This window comes from Micrococcus endophyticus, assembly GCF_014205115.1.
GTDB lineage: Bacteria > Actinomycetota > Actinomycetes > Actinomycetales > Micrococcaceae > Micrococcus > Micrococcus endophyticus.
On sequence record NZ_JACHMW010000001.1, the window covers coordinates 1589933 to 1609655 of the forward strand.

At 72.9% G+C, this 19723-nt stretch carries 19 protein-coding genes; 5 read left to right on the forward strand and 14 right to left on the reverse strand.

Going from position 1 to position 19723, the window contains the following annotated elements; all coding sequences use genetic code 11:
- Nucleotides 1–62 precede the first annotated feature (62 nt).
- Together HDA33_RS07270 and HDA33_RS07275 are read right to left on the reverse strand one after the other, a co-directional pair.
- Nucleotides 63–1319 carry an amidohydrolase gene (locus tag HDA33_RS07270; RefSeq protein ID WP_184172168.1) on the reverse strand — a complete coding sequence of 419 codons (1257 nt, stop codon included), beginning with the start codon at nucleotides 1317–1319 and terminating at the stop codon, nucleotides 63–65.
- Nucleotides 1320–1371: 52 nt separating this feature from the next.
- Nucleotides 1372–2523, reverse strand: a complete 1152-nt coding sequence (locus tag HDA33_RS07275; protein WP_017487999.1) for a mannose-1-phosphate guanylyltransferase — start codon at nucleotides 2521–2523, stop codon at nucleotides 1372–1374.
- Nucleotides 2524–2788: 265 nt separating this feature from the next.
- Here HDA33_RS07275 and sdhC point away from each other — a divergent pair, with 265 nt between their 5' ends.
- The 4 genes from sdhC (at nucleotide 2789) to HDA33_RS07295 (ending at nucleotide 6334) form a co-directional block, all read left to right on the forward strand.
- Nucleotides 2789–3193, forward strand: a complete 405-nt coding sequence (gene sdhC / locus HDA33_RS07280) for a succinate dehydrogenase, cytochrome b556 subunit (RefSeq protein ID WP_017487998.1) — start codon at nucleotides 2789–2791, stop codon at nucleotides 3191–3193.
- 3 nt (nucleotides 3194–3196) lie between these two features.
- Nucleotides 3197–3676: a succinate dehydrogenase hydrophobic membrane anchor subunit gene (locus HDA33_RS07285; protein WP_017487997.1), complete on the forward strand. Its 480-nt coding sequence runs from the start codon at nucleotides 3197–3199 to the stop codon at nucleotides 3674–3676.
- A 79-nt stretch (nucleotides 3677–3755) separates the two neighbouring features.
- Nucleotides 3756–5543 (forward strand): succinate dehydrogenase flavoprotein subunit, encoded by a 1788-nt coding sequence (gene sdhA, locus HDA33_RS07290; RefSeq protein WP_184172170.1) that lies wholly within the window; start codon nucleotides 3756–3758, stop codon nucleotides 5541–5543.
- Nucleotides 5543–6334: a succinate dehydrogenase iron-sulfur subunit gene (locus tag HDA33_RS07295; RefSeq protein ID WP_184172172.1), complete on the forward strand. Its 792-nt coding sequence runs from the start codon at nucleotides 5543–5545 to the stop codon at nucleotides 6332–6334. The genes sdhA and HDA33_RS07295 overlap by 1 nt, the downstream gene beginning before the upstream one ends.
- Nucleotides 6335–6461: 127 nt before the next feature.
- On the opposite strand, the gene HDA33_RS07300 is transcribed toward HDA33_RS07295, so the two are convergent.
- The 8 genes from HDA33_RS07300 to HDA33_RS07335 form a co-directional block, all read right to left on the reverse strand.
- Entirely contained in the window at nucleotides 6462–6998 is a 537-nt protein-coding gene (locus HDA33_RS07300) for a hypothetical protein (protein ID WP_184172174.1), read from the reverse strand.
- Nucleotides 6999–7005: 7 nt separating this feature from the next.
- Complete coding sequence (locus HDA33_RS07305; RefSeq protein ID WP_184172175.1) at nucleotides 7006–7632, reverse strand: hypothetical protein; 627 nt, start codon at nucleotides 7630–7632, stop codon at nucleotides 7006–7008.
- Nucleotides 7633–7693: 61 nt separating this feature from the next.
- Nucleotides 7694–8419, reverse strand: a complete 726-nt coding sequence (locus tag HDA33_RS07310) for a hypothetical protein (protein WP_184172177.1) — start codon at nucleotides 8417–8419, stop codon at nucleotides 7694–7696.
- A 58-nt stretch (nucleotides 8420–8477) separates the two neighbouring features.
- On the reverse strand, nucleotides 8478–9758 hold the full coding sequence (locus HDA33_RS07315; protein WP_184172179.1) for an ABC transporter permease: 1281 nt from the start codon (nucleotides 9756–9758) through the stop codon (nucleotides 8478–8480).
- Entirely contained in the window at nucleotides 9755–10501 is a 747-nt protein-coding gene (locus HDA33_RS07320; RefSeq protein WP_184172181.1) for an ABC transporter ATP-binding protein, read from the reverse strand. Before HDA33_RS07320 ends, HDA33_RS07315 begins: the two co-directional genes overlap by 4 nt.
- A 204-nt stretch (nucleotides 10502–10705) precedes the next feature.
- Nucleotides 10706–11782, reverse strand: coding sequence for a tryptophan--tRNA ligase (gene trpS / locus HDA33_RS07325; protein ID WP_184172184.1), 1077 nt, complete (start codon nucleotides 11780–11782; stop codon nucleotides 10706–10708).
- Between the two features lie 32 nt (nucleotides 11783–11814).
- Nucleotides 11815–12741, reverse strand: a complete 927-nt coding sequence (locus HDA33_RS07330) for an exodeoxyribonuclease III (RefSeq protein ID WP_184172186.1) — start codon at nucleotides 12739–12741, stop codon at nucleotides 11815–11817.
- Nucleotides 12741–13304, reverse strand: coding sequence for a phage holin family protein (locus tag HDA33_RS07335; RefSeq protein ID WP_158493247.1), 564 nt, complete (start codon nucleotides 13302–13304; stop codon nucleotides 12741–12743). Before HDA33_RS07335 ends, HDA33_RS07330 begins: the two co-directional genes overlap by 1 nt.
- A 401-nt stretch (nucleotides 13305–13705) precedes the next feature.
- Here HDA33_RS07335 and HDA33_RS07340 point away from each other — a divergent pair, with 401 nt between their 5' ends.
- The gene (locus tag HDA33_RS07340) at nucleotides 13706–15211 is read left to right on the forward strand and encodes an MFS transporter (RefSeq protein ID WP_338104284.1); all 1506 of its coding nucleotides are present in this window, start codon (nucleotides 13706–13708) and stop codon (nucleotides 15209–15211) included.
- Nucleotides 15212–15227: 16 nt separating this feature from the next.
- Here HDA33_RS07340 and HDA33_RS13010 read toward each other — a convergent pair whose 3' ends face one another.
- The 4 genes from HDA33_RS13010 to HDA33_RS07360 all read right to left on the reverse strand — a co-directional run bounded on the left by HDA33_RS13010 (nucleotide 15228) and on the right by HDA33_RS07360 (nucleotide 19719).
- Nucleotides 15228–17156: an ABC transporter permease gene (locus tag HDA33_RS13010; protein ID WP_184172188.1), complete on the reverse strand. Its 1929-nt coding sequence runs from the start codon at nucleotides 17154–17156 to the stop codon at nucleotides 15228–15230.
- Between the two features lie 3 nt (nucleotides 17157–17159).
- On the reverse strand, nucleotides 17160–18179 hold the full coding sequence (locus tag HDA33_RS07350; RefSeq protein ID WP_017489279.1) for an ABC transporter ATP-binding protein: 1020 nt from the start codon (nucleotides 18177–18179) through the stop codon (nucleotides 17160–17162).
- 40 nt (nucleotides 18180–18219) lie between these two features.
- A complete protein-coding gene (locus HDA33_RS07355) occupies nucleotides 18220–18636 on the reverse strand; it encodes an MmcQ/YjbR family DNA-binding protein (protein WP_017489280.1) in 417 nt (138 codons plus the stop codon).
- Between the two features lie 171 nt (nucleotides 18637–18807).
- Nucleotides 18808–19719 (reverse strand): bifunctional methylenetetrahydrofolate dehydrogenase/methenyltetrahydrofolate cyclohydrolase, encoded by a 912-nt coding sequence (locus tag HDA33_RS07360; RefSeq protein WP_017489281.1) that lies wholly within the window; start codon nucleotides 19717–19719, stop codon nucleotides 18808–18810.
- Between the last annotated feature and the right edge of the window lie 4 nt (nucleotides 19720–19723).

Genomic DNA, 19723 nt, shown 5'->3' on the forward strand with positions numbered 1-19723 from the left:
GCTACTCGGGAGTTTACCCAATGTTGCGTTGGGTCACACCGTGCCGTCGGGAACCCGCGGGGTCAGTGGCCCTCCTCGCCCACGAGCGCCTGCAGGGCCGCGGCGGCGAACACCCGCATGCCCACCCCGATGGCCCGCTCGTCCGGGGTGAAGTCACCGCGGTGCAGGTCGTAGACCGGCCCGCCGGGGGTGCGCGTGCCCAGGCGCAGCATCGAGCCGGGCACCCGCTGCGTCATCCACGCGAAGTCCTCGCCGCCCATGGACTGCGGGGTGAGCTGGATGGCGCGCGCGCCGAGCTCGCGGCGGGCCGCGGTCTCGATCAGGGCCGTCTCCGCGTCCGTGTTGTGCACGGGCGGCACGCCGCGCACGTGCTCGAGCTGCACCTGGACGCCGTAGGGGGCCGCCACCTGGGTGACCACCTCGTCGAGCAGCTCGCCGGCCTCCTCCCACACGTCCGCGTCGAGGCAGCGCATGGTGCCGGCCAGGTAGCCGGTGTTGTCGATGGCGTTGGGGGCACTGCCGGCGGCGATCTGGCCCCACACCACGGACACCGCCGAGCGCACGTCGATCCGGCGCGAGAGCACGGCCGGGACGTTCACGGCGATCTGGGACAGGGCGAAGACCATGTCCTCCGTCAGGTGCGGGCGCGAGGTGTGGCCGCCGCGGCCCGTGAGGGTGATGCGGATGGTGTCCGCCGCGGAGGTGATCGCGCCGATGCGCGTGCCGATCGAGCCGACGTCGACCGCGGGGTCGCAGTGCGCGGCGAGGATGCGGGGCACGCCGTCGAGGATGCCCTGGCGCAGCACGGAGAGGGAGCCGCCGGGCAGCCGCTCCTCGGCGGGCTGGAAGATCACGCGCACGGAGCCGCGGGCCCGCTCCCCCGCCGCGCGCAGGGCCGGGTCCGGGGTGGCGCCGCGCAGGATCCGCCCGATCACGAGCGCCGCACCCGCCATCACGGCGGTGTGCATGTCGTGGCCGCACGCGTGGGTCACGCCGTCGTTGACGGAGACGTACGGCAGCCCGGTCTCCTCCTCGAGCGGCAGGGCGTCGATGTCCGCGCGCAGGGCGAGCACCACCGGGCCCTCGCCGATGTCCACGTACGCGCCGGTGGACTCCATCCGCACCGGGGAGAGCCCGTAGCCGGTGAGCAGCTCCATGATGCGGTCGGTGGTGCGGTACTCCTCGTAGGAGAGCTCCGGGTGCCGGTGCAGGTCCCGGCGGAACGCCACGACCTCGGCCTCCAGCTCGGCCACCACGGAGGCCACGGAGGGCAGGGAGGCCGGACGCTGGTCGGAGAGCACGGAGTCGGAGGTGGTCATGGCCCAGCACCCTACTCCGCGGGCACCCTCCGCGACGCGACGGTGACGGCGGTCAGAGGACCTCGTCCACGCCCTCGGCCTTGAGCGCCTCCACGGCCTTCTTGACCTCCTGGGCGTGGTCCGTGGTGGTCACCAGCAGCGCGTCCTCGGTGTCCACCACCACGACGTCCTCGATGCCGATCAGCGCGATGACGCGCCTCGTGTCCGTGACCACGACGCCGGACGCGTCGTCCGAGTACACGCGGGGGGTGTCCCCGATGACGGTGATGCCCGAGGCGTCCTTGACCGGGTTCAGGCGGGCGATGGCGGCGAAGTCCCCCACGTCGTCCCACGTGAAGGCGCCGGGGATGACGGCGACGTCGCCGACGGCGGCGGCCGGCTCGGCCACGGCATAGTCGATGGCGGTCTTGGTCAGCTCGGGCCAGACGCGCTCCATGACCTCGTCCCGCCGCTCGGTCTCCCACGCGTGCGCGATCTCCATGAGGCCGGCGTGCAGCGCGGGCTCGTTCTCCTCGAGGTGGGCGAGCATGAGGCCCACCGGCGCCACGAACATGCCGGCGTTCCAGAGGTAGCGGCCCGACTTCACGTACTGCTGGGCGACCTTGAGGTCCGGCTTCTCCACGAACGCCGCGACGTCGTGCGCGTCCGGGGCGCCGGGCACGGCCAGTCGGCGGCCCCGGCGGATGTAGCCGAAGCCCGTTGCGGCGTGCGTCGGCTCGATGCCGATGGTCACGATGCGCCCCGTGGCCGCGGTCTCCACGGCCTGGCGCACGGCGTCCTGGAACACCTCCACGGGGGCGATGACCTGGTCCGCCGCGAAGGAGCCCATGATCGTGTCCGGGTCCCGCAGGGACAGGATGGCCGCGGCGAGGCCGATGGCGGCCGCGGAGTCCTTCGGGGAGGGCTCGAGCACCAGGTCCGCCGTGTCCAGGTCCGGCAGCTGGCCGCACACCGCGTCGCGGTGGGCCGCGCCGGTGACCACGAGCATGCCCGCGGCCAGGGGGGCCAGCCGGTCCCACGTGGCGCGGATCAGCGTCTGGCCCGAGCCCGTGAGGTCGTGCAGGAACTTCGGCGCCGCCGCGCGGGACAGCGGCCACAGCCGGGTGCCCACGCCTCCGGCGGGGATCACGACGTGGAAGCGGGACAGGGCCGAGCCCGGCGCGTCCTCGCGCCCGGCCTCGGTCAGGTTCGGATCGGTGCTCACCGGCTCAGAGTACGGAACCCCCCGGACGGGGGACCACTCCGGCGGTCCCAGGCGTGGCACAGCCCACACCGAGGAGGCGGGGAGGCCGCGACGCTCGCGTCACAGTGCTCCACCCTGGTCACAGTGCTCCACCCTGAGGGTCCGGACGGGCGCGAAGGGCGGGGAGGGTCTACCCTGGGTCGGAGGAATCCACTCGCACACGCCCCCGCCCGTCGCCGCCCCCGGCACAGGAAGGGAACGTGCATTCCCCCTGGAGGTATCAACCGTGTCTAGCGCCACTGCGCAGGCCCCGGCCAAGAACGGCCGCGGAACCCTGTACCGGGGCCACGGAGGCATGTGGTCCTGGGTGGGCCACCGCGTCACCGGCGTCGTCATCTTCTTCTACCTGCTCGTCCACGTGCTTGACACGGCGATGGTCCGGGTCTCCCCCGAGGCCTACGACGCCGTGATCGGCGCCTACAAAACCTGGTACTTCGCCCTCGGCGAGGCCGGCCTGGTCGCGGCGATCATCTTCCACGCCCTCAACGGCCTGCGCATCATCCTGGTCGACTTCTGGAAGGGCGGCACCCAGCACCACAAGACCCTGCTGTGGATCGTGCTGGCGCTGTGGGCCGTGCTGACCATCGGCTTCTGCATCCGTCACTTCAGCCTCGCCTTCGGAGGTCACTGAGCCATGAGCACCACCGCTGAGACCACCATCGCGGCCCCCCGCACCGGCCGCATCGACCCCAAGTACACCCGCGACAAGGGCGGGCGCGGCAACTTCGAGATGCTCGCCTGGCTCTTCATGCGCGTCTCGGGCGTCTTCCTCGTCGTGCTCATCGCCGTGCACCTGACCAGCAACCTGCTCGTGGGCGACGGCATCAAGGGCATCGACTTCGGCTTCGTGGCCGGCAAGTGGGCCCACCCGCTGTGGCAGTTCTGGGACCTGGCCCTGCTGTGGCTGGCCATGCTGCACGGCGCCAACGGCGTCCGCACGATCATCAACGACTACACCGAGCGCGGCAACGCCCGCTTCTGGCTCACGATGATCCTCTACATCGCCACCGCCGTGATCATCATCCTCGGCACCCTGGTGATCTTCACCTTCGATCCCTGCATGGTCGACGCCTCCGGCGCCCTGCTCGAGGGCTCCCCGGCCTTCTGCGGCTGACCCAGGACACGCTCCCCCGCGGCGCGGCCGGCCTTGATGCGGCCGCCGCGCCCCGGACACCCAGAAAGAGAGAACCTGAATGCAGGTGCACAAGTACGACGTGGTGATCGTCGGCGCCGGCGGCGCCGGCATGCGCGCGGCCATCGAGGCCGGCCAGCGCGCCCACACCGCCGTCCTCACCAAGATCTACCCCACCCGCTCCCACACCGGCGCGGCCCAGGGCGGCATGTGCGCCGCCCTCGCCAACGTCGAGGAGGACAACTGGGAGTGGCACACGTTCGACACCGTCAAGGGCGGTGACTACCTCGTGGACCAGGACGCCGCCGAGGTGATGGCCAAGGAGGCCATCGACGCGGTGCTCGACCTGGAGAAGATGGGCCTGCCCTTCAACCGCACCCCCGAGGGCAAGATCGACCAGCGCCGCTTCGGCGGCCACACCCGCGACCACGGCAAGGCGCCCGTGCGCCGCGCCTGCTACGCCGCGGACCGCACCGGCCACATGATCCTGCAGACGCTCTACCAGAACTGCGTCAAGCACAACGTGGAGTTCTACAACGAGTTCTACGTGCTCGACCTGCTGCTGGTGGAGGAGGACGCCGTGCGCGAGGACGGCACCCCCTACAAGCAGAAGCGCACCGCCGGCGTCGTCTCCTACGAGCTCGCCACCGGCGAGATCCACGTCTTCCAGGCCAAGTCGGTCGTCTTCGCCACCGGCGGCGCCGGCAAGGTGTACAAGACCACCTCGAACGCCCACACCCTCACCGGCGACGGCATGGCCATCGCCTACCGTGCGGGCCTGCCCCTCGAGGACATGGAGTTCGTGCAGTTCCACCCGACCGGCCTGGCCGGCCTGGGCATCCTCCTCTCCGAGGCGGCCCGCGGCGAGGGCGGCATCCTGCGCAACTCGGACGGCGAGCGCTTCATGGAGCGCTACGCCCCCACCATCAAGGACCTCGCCCCGCGCGACATCGTGGCCCGGTCCATGGCCGAGGAGGTCCGCCAGGGCCGCGGCGCCGGTCCGAACAAGGACTACGTGCTGCTCGACCTGACGCACCTGGAGCCCTCGCACATCGACGAGAAGCTCCCGGACATCACCGAGTTCGCCCGCACCTACCTGGGCGTCGAGCCCTACACGGAGCCGGTGCCGGTGTTCCCCACGTGCCACTACTTCATGGGCGGCGTGCCCACGAACATCAAGGCCGAGGTGCTGCAGGACAACGACACCGTGGTGCCGGGCCTGTACGCCGCCGGCGAGGTGGCCTGCGTGTCCGTGCACGGCTCCAACCGCCTGGGCACCAACTCGCTGCTGGACATCAACGTGTTCGGCCGCCGTGCCGGCATCTACGCCGCCGAGTACGCGCAGACCGCCGACTTCGTGGAGCTGCCCGAGGGCGGCGAGCTGCCGACCGTGGAGCACATCGAGAACCTCCGCTCCGCCACCGGCTCCGAGCGCGTCGCGGACATCCGCGCCGAGCTGCAGGAGTCCATGGACGCCGACATGCAGGTGTTCCGTGACGAGGACTCGATCCGTCGCGCTCTCTCCAAGATCGAGGAGCTGCGCGGCCGCTACGAGAACGTGTCCGTCCAGGACAAGGGCAAGCGCTTCAACCTCGACCTGCTCGAGGGCATGGAGCTCGGCTACCTCCTCGACATCGCCGAGGCGATGACCCTCGCGGCCCTGGGCCGCAAGGAGTCCCGCGGCGGCCACTACCGCGAGGACTACCCGGACCGCGACGACGCGAACTTCATGGCCCACACCATGATCTACCGTGACGAGACCGCCGAGATGGAGGGCGTCAAGGGCATCCGCTTCGAGACCAAGCCCGTCGTCGTCACCCGTTACCAGCCGATGGAGCGCAAGTACTGATGAGCCACGCAGCAACCGAGACCGAGGCCCCCGTGGCCCAGGATCAGACCCAGGCCGCCGGCGGCGGCATGGGCGCGATCGAGTCCTTCGACATCGTCCTCAAGGTCCGCCGCTACCTCCCGGAGTCCTCCGAGGAGTCCTACTGGGACGAGTGGCGCCTGACCATGTACGGCACGGACCGCGTGCTGGACGCCCTGCACAAGGTGAAGTGGGACCACGACGGCACCCTGTCGTTCCGTCGCTCCTGCGCCCACGGTATCTGCGGCTCCGACGCCATGCGCATCAACGGCCGCAACCGCCTGGCCTGCAAGACCCTGCTCAAGGACCTGGACCTGTCCAAGCCCATCCTGGTGGAGCCCATCAAGGGCCTGCCGGTGGAGAAGGACCTGATCGTGGACATGGACCCGTTCTTCCAGTCCTACCGCGAGGTCATGCCGTTCCTCGTCGCCGAGGGCCACGAGCCCTCCCAGGAGCGCTACCAGTCCCAGGCCGACCGCGCCCGGTACGACGACACCACCAAGTGCATCCTCTGCGCCGCGTGCACCTCGTCCTGCCCCGTGTTCTGGACCGACGGCCAGTACTTCGGCCCGGCCGCCATCGTCAACGCGCACCGCTTCATCTTCGACTCGCGCGACGACGCCGGCGACATGCGTCTGGAGATCCTGAACGACAAGGAGGGCGTGTGGCGCTGCCGCACGACCTTCAACTGCACCGACGCGTGCCCCCGCGGCATCCAGGTGACCAAGGCGATCGCCGAGGTGAAGCAGGCCATCCTGGCCCGCCAGTTCTGATCCTCGGCACGCCGCACGACGGCGGCCCGTCTCCCTTCGAGGGGAGGCGGGCCGCCGTCGTCTGTCGTCCGGTCGGCGGGTCGCTCGGTCGTTCGCGGGGTGGGCGGGCTCGGCGCGCCCGCGGCGCTCAGCCGTCGAACGCGTCGCGCGTGGCGCGCAGGTGCGCCGTGAGCAGCCACACCGCGCAGGCGACGAACATCGCCACCACGGCGGCCAGCACGACCGGCCCCGCTCCCCCGGCGGCGACCATCCGGCCGCCGTCGACCATCCAGAAGGCCGCCGAGAGCAGGCCCAGGCCGACGGCCACGGTGCCCACGGGCCGCACGGCCCGGACGCGCCGGGCGACGCCCAGCATCAGCAGCGCGGCGACGGCGAGCACGCCGAGGACGGCCGCGGGCACGCCCCAGGGCGGGGTGAGGAACGAGGCGACGTCCGCGTCCGTGACCGCCGCCTGGCCCCACGAGCGCGCCTCGAGGACGGCACGGGCGTAGCCGGGCGCACCCTGCAGGGCCAGGACCCCGGCGGTCCCGAGGGCGCTCAGCGCGCCGGTGACGGCCGTGAGCGTCAGGAGGCGCCGCAGCGGGCGGCGGACCACGCGGTCGTGGAGCGCCGCGCGGGCCGCAGCGTCGTCGGCGTCCGCGGCGGCGTCGTCGGGGGTGTGCATGCCCCCATCATGCCGGGCGGCGCGGGCCGGCGTCGCGCCGGACGAAGGTGGTGGCCAGGCCCGGGTTGAAGGCGCACACGAGCCACGCGGCGTTCACGAGGGCGAACAGCAGACCGAGCAGCAGCGGCGCCACCACCGACTCCGCCGGGAAGACGAACAGCCGGATGGCGCCCAGCAGGGTGACGAAGACGGCCAGGGCGGCCACGATGGCACCGACGATGCGCGCCGTGTTGCTGCGCCGCAGCAGGCCCACGAGGACGAGTGCATAGACGCCCAGGCCGAGCAGCACCGCGACCCAGACGCTGCCGGTCAGCGCTGCCTGGATGGACTCCGCCGTCATGGCGGGCGAGCGGGGGGCGTCCGCGGGCAGGGTGGCGGCGATCTCCTCGGCCGCACCGGGGCGCAGGCCCGGCAGGAGCGAGACGACGTAGACCGCGGCCGAGGCGACGGTGAGGCCGATCAGGGCGCGGAACACCCCGGGGGTGCGCTCGTTCGGCCGGATCAGGGGGCGCGCGTGCGGGCCGGAGTGGCCCGCGATGCGGCGGCGGGCGTCCTCCGGCCCGACGACCGGGCGGCCGTCGCCGGGCCGGCCGTCGGGGGACGCGGGGTTCGGGGGGCGAGGATCGGAGGCCATGCCGCCATGGTGTCCCCCCGACTCACGCCGGGGCGAGGGCTGGCGGCCCGATCGGCCCAGGTCAGGCGGCGGCCGGGCGGCCCTGGCGGAACCACTCCGCCACGTCCGAGCGGAAGGCGGTGATGACCCAGATGATGTTCACCACCGCGTAGGCGAGGGTGAGCGCCCCGGACAGGATCAGCATCGTGCTGCCGCTGAACAGGAACCCGATCCCGGAGAAGATCGCGAGCGCCCCGAGGATGGCGAACACGATGCCCAGGATGCGCGCCCAGTTCTTCACGCCGCGCAGGTTGAAGTAGACGAGCGCGTACAGGCCCAGCCCGATGATCAGCGAGATCACGATGCTCGTGATGCCGGCGGTGCGCATGAACGAGGACACCATCTCTATGTCCTCGGCGGTCACGCCGGGCTGGGACGCCGCGTCCCGCATGACGACGTCCATCATGTCGTCCATGGTGAACATGGCCGGGAGCGAGGACAGCACCCACAGCGCGGCCGAGACCAGGGTGAGGGTGAGCAGGGTGCGGAAGCCGCGCGGCTCCGGCACGGTGCCGTACCGGCCGTCGACGCCGTAGGGCTGGGTCCCGTAGCGGGTCCCGGGGGCCGGGTACTGTCCGGGCTGCCCGTACTGCGGGGCCTGGCCGTAGGGGTCGGGCTGGCCGTACTGCGGCGCCTGGCCGTACTGGCCCTGCTGGGGCGCCTGGCCCGCCTGGCCGGACTCGCCCTCGAAGGGAGGGTTGGCCGGGTTGTAGGCCGGGTTGGTGAAGTCGGGGTTCTGGTTGCTCATGGGAGCTCCTCTCGGGTCAGGGGGCGCGGACGGGACGGGCGGTCACGGCGAGGGGGCCTCACTCGTAGCGCAGGGCCTCGATGGGGTCCTTGCGGGCGGCGCGGGCCGCCGGCAGGGTGCCGGCGAGGAAGGCGATGGCCACGATCAGCAGCACGATCAGCGCCAGGGACAGCGGCTCCACGGCGTAGAGCACCAGCCCCGTCACGCCGCTCAGGGCGCCCTCGGTGAGCACCTGGTTGGCCACCACGCCGACGGCCACGCCGAGGCCGACGCCGATCAGCGAGCCGAGCAGGCCGATGACCACCGCCTCCATGGTGAACAGGCCGAAGATCTTGCGGCCGGTCATGCCGAGCGCCTTCATCAGGCCGATCTCGCGGGTGCGCTCCTGCACCGCCATGAGCAGGGTGTTGATGATGCCGAAGCTCGCGGCGAGCAGGGCGATCAGGGCGAAGCCGTTGAGCACCCAGGTCACGGCGTCGATGATCCCGCGGATCGGGCCGAGCTGGTCCTCGAGGGTCTGCGCGGAGTAGCCCTCGTCGGCGAGGGCGGCCTTCACCGCCGCCTCGTTCGCGGCCATGTCCGCCACCGTCACCGAGGCGGAGAAGAACGTGTCCCGCTGCGCCTCCGGCAGGCCGGCGGTCTGGATCTCGTGCAGGCGCGTCTCCACCTCGCCGGAGGGCACGGGGCCGGAACCGGAGCCGGAGGCCATCGGCTCGGTCACCCCGACCACCTCGGCCTCCACCCCGTCCTGCTTCCCCAGCGGGTCGGCGGCCACGAGGGTCACGGTCTGGCCGAGCACGTCTTCGGGCGCCTGGCCGCCGAGGGCCTCCACCCAGTCCTGAGGCACCGTCACCTCGGCGGCGTCCGCGGCCGGCTCGCGCCCCGCGGCGAGCGAGAGCGCCCCGATCTCGAAGGAGCTGCCCATGAACGGGACCTGCCACTGCCGGCCGTCCTCGCCCTCGATGTACTCGGGCTCCACGAGTCGCGCGGTCTCGACCTCGGTGACGTGCTCCGTGTCCCGGATGCGGTCCAGGTCCGCGGCGGTCAGCAGGGGCAGGCCGAACATTTCCCCGGCCGCGGCCTCATCGGGCTCGTACTCCTGCGGCGCCCCGCCCGCGGCGAACGAGGTCGGGTCCGCCTGCTTCATCACGGTGAGCTGGTCCGGGCTGCCGAAGCCCTCCACCATGTTGTCCACGAACTTGTTGATGCCGGCGCCGAGGCCGGAGGTCAGCGTGAGGGTGAAAGCGCCGATCACGATCGCCACCACCGTCAGGAACGTGCGCAGCTTCGCGCGCATCGTGTTCGCCAGGGCGGTGCCCGCCAGGTCCGTCGCCTTCATGCCTGCGCCCCCGCCGTCGTCGTCTCGTCCACGATCATGCCGTCCTGCATCACGAGGCGCCGGTCGCACCGGGCCGCGAGGTCGTCGTCGTGCGTGACCACCACGAGGGTGATGCCCTCGTCCCGGTGCAGGCCGAAGAGGATGTCCTCCACGGCCGCCGAAGTGGCCGAGTCCAGGTTGCCGGTGGGCTCGTCCGCGAACAGCACGGTGGGGCGGTTCACCAGCGCGCGGGCGATGCACACGCGCTGCTTCTGGCCGCCGGAGAGGTCCGTGGCCTTGTTGCCGGCCTTGTCCGCGAGCTCGAGGCGCTCCAGCACGGCCATCCCGCGCTCGCGTCGCTCGGCGCGGGGCACGCCGGAGATCTTCAGGGGCAGCACGGTGTTCTCCAGCACCGTCTGCGCCGGGTTGAGGAAGAACTGCTGGAACACGAAGCCGAAGGTCTCGTTGCGCAGCCGCGCCACCTCGGCCGGGGAGACGTCCTGGACCGGGCGCCCGTCCATCGCCACGACGCCGGCGCTCGGCCGGTCCAGCAGCGCCAGCAGGTGCATGAGCGTGGACTTGCCCGAGCCGGACTTGCCCACGATCGCCACGGACTCCCCCGCCTGGATCTGCAGGGTGACCCCCTTGAGCGCGTCGAAGCGGGACTCCCCCCGCCCGTACACCTTCACGAGGTTCTCGGTCTCCAGGACCGGCTCCCTCCCCGCCGACGCGTGCGCCCCGGCGGCCTGCTGGACCGTGTGCATCCTCGTCCTCACCCTCGTCCGTGCCCCCGTGCCCGTCCGCGCCCGGTCGGCGGGACGGGCGGAGGCGATGTCCACGCACCATGCTGGCACGCGCGGGCGGGGGCGGGCCTCCCCCTCAGGGATGAGATTCGGGGGCGGGCGGGCGGGGCCGACACCGCGGGCGGCCCGGCTCAACGAGCGGGCCGGCTCAACGAGCGGGCCGGGTCAGCGCAGCGGCGGCAGGAAGCCCACCTTGGCGTAGACGTCCTCGAGCACGGGGGTGGCCACGGCGCGGGCCTTCGCGGCGCCGGCGGCGAGGATCCGGTCCAGCTCGGCCGGGTCGGCGAGCAGCTCCTCGGTCCGGGCCTTGACCGGGGCGAGGCGCTCGACCACGGCGTCGGCCACGTCCACCTTGAGGTGGCCGTACATCCTGCCCACGTAGCGCTCCTCGAGCTCGGCCACCGGCACGTCCGTCATGGCGGAGAGGATGGTGAGCAGGTTGGAGACGCCCGGCTTGGCCTCGCGGTCGAAGCGGACCTCGGTGCCGTCGTCGGTCACGGCGGACTTGATCTTCTTCGCCGTGCGCTTGGGGTCGTCCATGACGTTGATGAGCCCGTTCGGGGAGGCCGCGGACTTGGACATCTTCGACGTCGGGTCCTGCAGGTCGTAGATGCGCGCCCCGGTCTCCGGGTAGAAGCCGGTGGGCACCACGAACGTCTCCCCGTGGCGGTGGTTGAACCGTTGTGCGAGGTCGCGGGTGAGCTCCACGTGCTGGCGCTGGTCGTCGCCCACGGGCACGCCGTGCGGCTGGTACAGCAGGATGTCCGCGGCCATCAGCATGGGGTAGGCGAGCAGGCCGACGCCGGCCGCCTCCGCGCCCTGCTTGGCGGACTTGTCCTTGAACTGGGTCATGCGCATGGCCTCGCCCATGCCCGTCATGCAGGTGAGCACCCACGCCAGCTGGGCGTGCTCGGGCACCTGGGACTGCACGAACAGGGTGGAGCGCTCCGGGTCGATCCCGGCCGCGATGAACTGGGCGGCCGCCACGCGGGTGCGCTGGGCGAGGGCCGCGGGGTCCTGCGGCACCGTGATGGCGTGCAGGTCCGGGATGAAGAAGAACGCCTCGAAGTCGTCCTGGGTGCGGACCCAGTTGGTGAGGGCCCCGAGGTAGTTGCCCAGGTGCAGGGAGTCCGCGGAGGGCTGCATGCCGGAGAGCACGCGGTGGCGGTCGGACGCGCCGGCCAGGTGGGCGGTGGCGGAGACGTCCTGGGCGAGGACGTCCTGCACGGAGTTCTTCTTCATTCTCTTCGTCAGCCTCGTGGTCTCGTGGGCGGTCAGAACCGGTAGTCGACCACGAGCGGGGCGTGGTCGGAGAAGCGGGTGCCCCAGCTGGGGGCGCGGTCCACGACGGCGGAGCTCGCCTTCTCGGCGAGGGCCGCGGTGGCCATCTGGTAGTCGATGCGCCAGCCGGCGTCGTTGTCGAACGCCTTGCCGCGCATGGACCACCACGTGTACGGGCCGGGCACCTGGCCCGCGAGGGAGCGGTGCACGTCGGTGAAGCCGAGCTCGCCGAAGAACCGGTCGAAGTAGGCGCGTTCCTCGGGGAGGAACCCGGCCTTCTTCTGGTTGCCCTTCCAGTTCTTGATGTCCAGCTCGGTGTGGCCCACGTTGAGGTCGCCGGTCACGAGCGCGTGGTCCGGGCCGGCGGACAGCTCGCCGAGGCGGCGGACCATCTCGTCGAGGAACCGGTACTTGTCCACCTGCTTCGGGGTGTCGGCCTCGCCGGAGTGCACGTACGCGGAGACCACGGTCAGCGCGGAGCCGTCCGGCAGGCGCAGGTCGGCCTCGATCCAGCGGCCGGCGTCGTCGAAGTACGCGTCGGCGTCGGCGATGCCGGTGCGGACCGCCTCGATCGGGAACCTCGAGGCGATGGCGACGCCGGCGCGCCCCTTGGCGGCGGCCTCGGCGTCCGCCAGGTGCACCTCGTCCCAGTCCTCGCCCACGACCTCGCGGACGAGCTTCGCGGTGATGTCCGCGGGGGCGCGCACCTCCTGGAGGGTGAGCACGTCCACGCCGCGGCCGGCGAACCATTCGCGCATGCCCTTGCGGTGCGAGGCGCGGATGCCGTTGACGTTCACGGTGGCCACGCGCAGCGCGCCGTCCTCCTTGGGGGCGCCGGCGTTCGCGTGCACCACGGGCTCGCCCTCGGCGGGCTCGGGGTACTTCCCGGTGACCGGGTCCTTCTCGGGCAGGACGGTCATCAGCCGATCACCGTCCCGCTGACGGGGCCCTCGGACCCGCCCTGGCCGCGGGACTCCTTGATCATGTCCCGGGCGTTGGCGGCGGTGATGTCGATGGTCTCCAGCGCGCGGTCCACCATCTCGCGGTCCATGGCGCCGCCGGCGGCGAGCTGCTCGCGCACGACCTTGACCTGCACCTGGGCGATCTTGAAGGAGTGGTCCAGCTTGGTGTCCCGCATCGGGTCGCCGGCGGGGGCGTGGGCGGCGGCCTGCGGGGCCGCGGCGGCGCCCTGGCCGCGCAGGGCGGCGACGTCGGCGCGGGCGTTCTCCATGGCGGCGTCCACCTTGCGCCCGGCGGCCTGCACGCCGCGCCGCATCTGCAGGAACACCACCAGGGCGAACACCAGCCAGCCGGCGGCCACGGCGACCACGAGCCACCCGATGACGTCGTTCTGGTTCGCGGCGAACATGATCGCCACGATCAGGATGACGATCATCGCGGCGAAACCGACGGATCCCACGCGCAGGCCCGCGCGGGGGCCGCGGCGCGTCTCGCCGGAACCGGTGGTCAGGGACTGGGACATGGATGCTCCTCCGAAGGGGCTCGTGGGGTCTGACCCCCATCATCCCGCATCGCGGGGCGCGGCTCCGAATCGGGCGGGGCCGGTGGCGGCGATGCGCGGACGTGGCGGGGCTGGGCCGGGGGGGCGGCGCGTCCGGCCCAGCGGAGCCCTCCCGTCGGATCGACGGAAGCGGCCGGGATCGACGGGCGTTCCGTCGATCCCAGCCGTTTCCGTCGATCCGCCCGAATACGGCTGGGGGGCGGACCGGGGTTGGTGCCGCTCGGGCAGCTGGCGGGCAGGCCGGGGGCGGTGCCGCGGTGGCGGTGCCGCGCGGGCGAGTGGGCGGGCCGGTGGCGGCGACGGCGAGACGCCCGGCGAATCGCGGGGCCGGGCCCGTCGTCGTGCGCGCCTATCCTGAGGCGGTGACCCCTCGCCCCCGGAGCGCCGCCGGCGACGCCGCGCCCGCCGCCTTCACGCCCGAGCAGCGCCGCATCCTCACCGCGCTCCTGATGCCGCTGTTCCTGGCCCTGATGAGCGTGTCGGTGGTGAACGTGGCCCTGCCGGCCATCGAGTCCGGGCTGCACGCCACGAGCGCGGACCTGCAGTGGGTGCTGGCCGGCTACACGCTCACCTTCGGCACGGTGCTGGTGGCCTCCGGCCGCGCGGGCGACCTGTGGGGGCGCAAGTCCCTGTTCCTGGTGGGCATCGGCCTCTACGTGGCGGGCGCGCTGGTCTCCGGCTTCGCCGTGGACCCCCTCATGCTCAACGCGGGCCGGCTCGTCACCGGCGTCGGCGCGGGCGTGTTCAACCCGCAGGTGGTCGGGTTCATCCAGTCGAACTTCTCCGGGCGCGCCCGCGGCCGCGCCTACGGCCTGTTCGGGACCGTGATCGGCCTGGGCGTGGCCGTGGGCCCGATGCTCGGCGGCCTGCTGCTCGGCGCGCTCGGCCCCGAGTGGGGGTGGCGCTCCACCTTCCTGATGAACGCCCCCGTGGGCCTGGCCGCGATCGTCATGGGCGTCCTGTGGCTGCCCGCGCCCACCCGCGTGCACGGCCTGCCCGCCGCCCCCGGCCCGCGCGGTATCGCCGCGCTCGACCCGGTGGGCGCCCTGCTGCTGGGCCTGGGCGCGGTGTGCCTCATGGTGCCGTTCATCGTCCCGGGCACCGCCGGGCTGCTGGTGCTCGCCGCCGCCCTCGTGACGGCGTGGTGGCTGTGGGAGAAGCGCGTGAAGGCCCGGGCCTCGGCCACCGGCGTACAGCCCATGGTGGACCCGGCCCTGTTCCGGCGGCTGTCCTTCACGATCGGCGCGCTCGAGTCCACCATCTACCTGGCCACGATGCCGGCGGTGTTCGCGATCGTGGCGATCTTCCTGCAGCGCGGCATGGGGTTCACGCCGCTCGAGGCCGGCCTCGTGGGTCTGCCCGGCGCCGTCGTCGTGGCCTCCCTGTCCCCGTGGGTGGGCTCGATGGTGCAGCGGCGCGGGCCCGTGCTCGTGCTGCTCGGCGCCCTCGTGGGCCTCGTGTCGCTGGGGGTGCTCGCGCTCGCGTTCGAGCGCAGCGCGGCCGGCGCGTGGTCGCCGTGGATCGTGGGGGTGGGGCTGATCGTGCAGTCGGCCTCGCAGGCCCTGCTGCTCACCAGCACGCAGGTGCTGATGATGGACGACGTCGCCGGCCACGAGGCGGGGGCGGCCGGCGGCGTCGCCCAGACGGCGCAGCGCCTCGGCACCGCCCTGGGCCTGTCCGTGGTGACGGGCGCGTTCTTCGCGGCCCTGGCCGGCGCCGCAGCCGAGGGCGCCGGGCCGCCGTCGGCCGCGGCGTACGCACACGCGGCATCGACCGCCATGGGCATGGTGGCCGTGTGCTGGGCGCTCACCGCCGTGGTCGCGGCCCTGGACGTGGTCCGGCGGCGCCGCGCGGTGCGCGCGGCCTGACCGGCCCGCGGGGGCCTCAGCGCAGGAACAGCGCGCCGAGCCGGCGCGAGGTGAACCAGATCCCGACGGCGGACATCGCCACGAAGTACAGGATGTGGCCGGCGGTCCCCCACGTCACCACGCCCACCGCGAGCGCGCGCATCAGCTCCACGGCGTGCCACAGCGGGAGCACCTGGATGACCCACTGGATGGCCTGCGGGTAGACGCTCAGCGGGAAGAACGTGGCGGAGAACAGGAACATCGGCATCAGCACGATCTGGATCCAGTCCATGTGCTGGAACGTCTTGAGGTAGCTCGTCACCGCCATGCCCAGGGACGCGAAGCCCAGGGCCACCAGCAGCGCGCCCGGGACCATGAGCACCGCCGTCCACGAGGTGACCAGTCCCCCGACCGTCATCACGATGAGGAAGCCCACCGCGTAGATCAGCCCGCGCAGCAGCGCCATGGCGATCTCCCCGAGAGCCACGTCCAGCGGGCCGAGCTTCGTGGAGAGCATGGTCTGGTACGTCTTGGCGTGACGCAGCTTGAAGAACACGTTCCACGTGGAGTCGTAGATGGCCCCGTTCATGGCCGAGACCGCCAGCAGCGCCGGGGCGATGAACATGCCGTACGGGATCGGCGTGCCGTCCGGACCCGCGACGTCCCCGACCAGCGCGCCCAGCCCGATCCCCATCGAGGCGAGGTAGAGCACCGGCTCGAAGAACCCGGAGCCGAACACCACCCAGTTGTTGGACTTCAGCGTGAGGAACGCGCGCTCCATCACGGCGCGCACGTTGCCGGCGTACATCCCGGCCAGCGGGCCGCGGCGCAGGGTGATCTCCGGCATCGGGGGCACGGCGGCGGTGTGCTCGCGCACCACGGACGACGACGGCGCGGCCGGCTCGGCGCCGGCGGCGGCGGCGGTCACGGCGGGGTCGGCCTCGGCGCGGGCGACGGGGTCGGCGGGGGCGTCCGCCGCGGCCGGGGCGTCGGCCTCCCGCCCGCGGCGGCCCAGGCGGGACGCGCGGACGGGCTTGGGGCGGGCGAGGGCGTCCCGGTCCGGGGTGCCGCGGCGCCAGCCCAGGCGGCGGGTGTAGATCCGCACCGCCAGCCACGTGCCGACGGCGGCCATGGCCACGAGCACCACCACGTGCAGCACGGTCAGCCACACCGGCTCCGCCATGCCGTAGGAGAGCACGCGGCCCAGCTGGGCGGCGTGCCACTGCGGGGAGATCCAGCCGATCCAGCGCAGCCACACCGGCAGCGCCTCGAGCGGGTAGAACGTGGCGGAGAACAGGAACAGCGGCATGATCACGAGCCGCTGCACCGTGGCGAACTGCCCCTTGTCCTCGGTCAGGGAGGCCGCGAACGCCATGATGGGCGCGCCGATGGCCAGCCCGCCGAGGGTGGCGGTGAGGATCTGCAGCCAGCCCCACGGGCTGTGCACCACCCCGAACGCGAGCATCACCAGGAAGAACACGAGCCCCTGGAACAGGAAGCGCAGGCTCACCGCCCCCAGGTGGCCCACGGCGATCTGCGCCGGCGTGAGCGGCGTGGCCTGTGCGGCGTAGTACGTCTTCTGCCACTGGAACCCGCCCATGACGGGGTAGGAGAACTCGACCGCCGCCGTCATCAGGGCGCCCGAGGCCAGCAGCGCGGGTGCGAGGAACGCGACGTAGGAGACGCCGCCGAGCCCCTCCTGTGCGGCGCCGCCGCCCATGAGCTGGGCCAGGCCCAGCCCCATGGCCAGCAGGTACACGATCGGCTCGCCGAGGGCGCCCACGATCAGCACCGAGCCGTAGCGGCGCATGTTCCGCAGCTGGTGCTCGGCGTAGTAGAGCGCGCCGCGGCGCGTGACGCGCTCGGCGGACTCCGCGGCCGAGATCGGCGGGCTCAGCGGGGCGGGTGACGCAGAGGCGCGGGGCGCGGCGGGGCCGGGGGCCGTCGTCGTGGTGGAGGCGTCCACGGCTCAGTCCACCAGGGTGCGGCCGGTGAGGATGAGGAAGACGTCCTCGAGGCTCGCTCGGCGGGTCAGCGTGGTGACGGGGGCGGGCAGGGCGCCGTCGTCGACGAGGCCCTGGACCACGGCGTGCAGGTCGTCCGCGTGCGCCGCATAGACGAGCACGCGGTCCGGCAGGACCTCCACCCGGTGCACGACGCCGTCGCCGGCGCGCGCCTGGATCGTGCGCGCGGCGGCCTCGTTGCGGTCCGCGCCGAAGCGGGCCTCGAGGACCTCGCGCGAGGCGTGCTCGCGGATCAGCGCGGCCGGGGTGCCGGCGGCCATGATCTGCCCGCCGTCCACCACCACGAGCCGGTCGCACAGCTGCTCGGCCTCGTCCATGTAGTGGGTGGTGAGCAGCAGCGTGGTGCCGCGCTCCTTGAGCCGGTAGAGGCGGTCCCAGAGGATGTGGCGCGCCTGCGGGTCCAGGCCCGTGGTGGGCTCGTCCAGGAGGAACAGGGCCGGCTCGTTGACGAGGGCGCGGGCGATCACCAGGCGCCGCTTCATGCCGCCGGAGAGGTCGGTGACCTTCGCGTCCGCCTTCTCCGTGAGCTGGGCGAAGGCGAGCAGCTCGTCCGCCTTGGGGCGCAGGTACGAGTAGGGCAGGCCGAAGTAGCGGCCGTAGATCAGGATGTTCTCCCGGGCCGTGAGCTCCTCGTCCAGGTTGTCCTGCTGCGGGACCACGCCGAGGCGGGCGCGCACGGCGGGGCCGTCCTCCTCCGGGTCGATGCCCAGGATGCTCAGCTCCCCGGCCGTGCGCTGCGACGTGCCGGCCAGCATCCGCATGGTGGTGGACTTGCCGGCGCCGTTGGGGCCGAGCAGGCCGAAGCACTCCCCCGGGCGCACGTCCAGGTCGATGCCCTTGACCGCGTGGAAGTCGCCGTACTGCTTGCGCAGCCCGCGGGCGCGGATGACCGGGGCGGGGCCGGCGTCGGGGGCGTCGGCGGGTGACTGCGAAGGCGAGGGCGAAGCGGGGATGGCGTGGCTCACAACTGCTCATCGTACGACCACGCGCGCGGTGCCGGGCCGCTCAGCCGCGGCCGAACGTCGCCGGGTCCACCGGCCAGTCGCGCCGCGGCACGCTGCGCTCGAGCACCAGCAGGTAGGACTCGGTGACCAGGTCCCTCACGAGCGCCGCGTCGAGGCGGGCCGGGGCGTCGTCGTCGCGCGGGTCCGCCGAGGGCGGTCCGAGCGAGATCCAGTGCCGCTTGCTCATGTGGTAGCCGGGGGTGACCTGCGCGGGGTAGGCCTCGCGCAGGGCCGCGCCGTCCTCGGGCACGGCCTTGAGGTTCACGAGCATCGCCCCTTGGGCCTCCAGCACGAGCATGAAGACCCTGCCGCGGACCTTGTACACGTCCGCCTCCGGCCCGAACGGGTGGGTGAGCTCCGAGCCCGGCAGCTCCAGGGCGCGGGCGGCGGCGAGGGCGGGCAGGTCGAGGGCGTCCATGGACCGCAGGCTAGGCGCCCGCCGCGCGGCCGGTCACCGGCCGGGGTTCCAGCCCGTGGCCCCCGGATATGACCCCCGGACGCGACGGACCCTGCGGCATGGCTCCCGTCTCGCGCGAGACGGGGGCCAGGCCGCAGGGTCCGGTCAGCCGGGCGGGGTGCGACGGGCCGGTCAGGCCTCGGCGCGCTCCCCCGCCCAGTCCTCGGCGTCGGCCGCGCGCTCGGCGGCCTCCACCACGTTGGACAGGAGCATCACGCGGGTCATCGGCCCCACGCCGCCCGGGTTCGGCGCCATCCAGGCCGCCTTCTCCTTCACGGCCGGGTCCACGTCGCCCAGGACGCGCGACGTGCCGTCCTCCCCGGTGACGCGGGAGACGCCCACGTCCAGGACGATCACGCCGTCCTTGACCTGCTCCGGCCGCACCATGTGGGCGGAGCCGGCGGCGGCGATCACGACGTCGGCCTGGCCGAGCAGCTCGTCCAGGTTCTGCGTGCCCGTGTGGGCCAGGGTCACGGTGGCGTTGACCTCGCGGCGGGTGAGCACCAGGCCGGCGGGGCGGCCGATGGTCACGCCGCGGCCGATCACCAGCACGTGCTTCCCGGCCAGCTCCACGCCGTGGCGGCGCAGCAGCTCCACGCAGCCGGCGGGGGTGCACGGCAGCGGGGAGTCCAGCTCCCCGCCCACCGAGGCCACGAGCCGGCCCAGGTTCATGGGATGCAGGCCGTCGGCGTCCTTGTCCGGGTCGATGGCCTCGAGCACCTTCTGGGTGTCCACGTGCTTGGGCAGGGGCAGCTGGACGATGTACCCGGTGCAGGCCGGGTCCTCGTTCAGCTCGCGCACCACCGCGAGGATCTCCTCCTCGGTGGCGTCCGCGGGCAGTTCGCGCTGGATGGACTCGATGCCCACCTCGGCGCAGTCGCGGTGCTTGCCGGCCACGTACTTCTGCGAGCCGGCGTCCTCGCCCACGAGCACGGTGCCCAGGCCGGGGGTGTGCCCGCGCTCGGTGAGAGCGGACACCCGCTCGCGCAGCTCCTCCTTGAGGGCGGCGGCCGTGGCCTTGCCGTCCAGGACCTTCGCGGTCATCGGC